This window comes from Mycolicibacter heraklionensis, from assembly GCF_001021505.1.
GTDB classification, from domain to species: Bacteria; Actinomycetota; Actinomycetes; order Mycobacteriales; family Mycobacteriaceae; genus Mycobacterium; species Mycobacterium heraklionense.
In genome coordinates this window covers 1-1665 of record NZ_LDPO01000055.1, presented here as the reverse complement: position 1 = coordinate 1665, position 1665 = coordinate 1, and the positions used below count along the sequence as shown (strand labels likewise).

The window sequence follows — 1665 nt, the reverse complement described above, 5'->3', positions numbered from 1 at the left end:
AGCCTCGATCCACCGACTGAACTGATGGTGGCGCGGGTGTCGGTATAAGAAAAGTGCCTTCTGAGCTGGGATGATTGAAGTTCTCACACAAACAATCGCCGCAGATCGGAAAGGCACTTTCGGTGAAAGTCTCCCACAGGTTCGCGCCCGGGTCTGCGCTGTTCGACGATGAGCACCTCGTGTCGTGTGCCGGCCTGGTCCCGGTGATGACGCTGGCGGCCCAGACCGGCCTGAACGAGCTACTGGCGCAGAAGATCTGCATCGCTGCACCGAGGATCAAGTCCGGGGCGGCCAACCCAGCACCGAAGCTGGCCACCCTGATCGCGGCGATGTGCGCCGGGGCTGACAGCATCGATGACGTCGATATCGTCCGCACCGGCGGCATGAAGATGCTGTTCGGTGGCGTGTACGCACCGTCAACGATCGGAACCCTGCTGCGCGAGTTCACCTTCGGACACACCAAGCAACTCGAATCGGTGCTGCGCAACCACCTGCCGCAACTGGCCGAACGTGTCGACCTACTGCCCGGTGGCGGCACCCGGGCTTTCGTCGACATCGACTCGCTGCTGCGCCCGGTCTACGGGCATGCCAAACAGGGCGCGAGCTACGGACACTCCAAGATCGCCGGTAAACAGATCCTGCGCAAAGGACTGTCGCCGCTGGCGACCACGATCAGCACCGACACCGCCGCCCCGGTCATCGCCGGGATACGGCTACGCGCCGGCAAAACCGGCTCCGGCAAGGGCGCAGCGAGCACGATCACCCAATCCGTGGCCACCGCGCGTGCGGCCGGGATCACCGGCCAGATCCTGGTCCGCGGCGATTCGGCCTACGGCAACTCCACGGTGGCCACCGCCGCCCGGCGTGCCGGCGCCCGATTCTCACTGGCGCTGACCAAAAACACCACCGTCACAGCCGCTATCGCAGCCATACCCCAGGATGCGTGGACACCGGTGCGCTACCCAGGAGCAGTCCGTGACCCCGACACCGGAGCCTGGATCTCTGATGCCGAAGTCGCCGAAACCCGCTACACCGCGTTCACCTCCACCGATACCCCGGTGACCGCGCGGTTGATCGTGCGTCGCGTCAAAGACGCCCGCTACCCCGACGCCCTATTCCCCATCTGGCGTTACCACCCGTTTTTCACCGACTCCGACGAACCGGTCACCGACGCCGACATCACCCACCGCCGCCACGCCATCATCGAAACCGTCTTCTCCGACCTCATCGACGGACCCCTGGCACACATGCCATCGGGCCGATTCGCAGCCAATGGCGCCTGGATCCTGTGCGCGGCGATCGCCCACAACCTGCTGCGCGCCACCGCCACCCTGGCCGGTAGCCCCCACGCCGTGGCCCGCGGTGCCACCGTGCGCCGCAAGATCATCAACATCCCCGCCCGACTGGCCCGCCCGCAACGCCGGCCCGTCCTGCACCTACCCAGCCACTGGCCCTGGGCACGAGCATGGCAGACCTTGTGGCACAACATCATCGGATGGCACCCACCACCGCAAGCCACACCCGCCTGACCACCGGCCACACGGCCCCAACCGGAGAACGCATAAGGAAGCTGGGCAGACCAGCGGATACCTTGCGCCCACCACCGGAAAACCAAAATCAAAACCGGTCAGACCGCCAGCCCCGGCTCATCGGTGGATCGAGGCT

At 65.8% G+C, this 1665-nt stretch carries 1 protein-coding gene; it reads left to right on the top strand.

Annotated features, from left to right (window positions below; genetic code table 11):
- Positions 1-122 precede the first annotated feature (122 nt).
- Positions 123-1529, top strand: a complete 1407-nt coding sequence (locus ABW16_RS23600) for an IS1380 family transposase (RefSeq protein WP_047321637.1) — start codon at positions 123-125, stop codon at positions 1527-1529.
- The last annotated feature ends 136 nt before the right edge of the window (positions 1530-1665 follow it).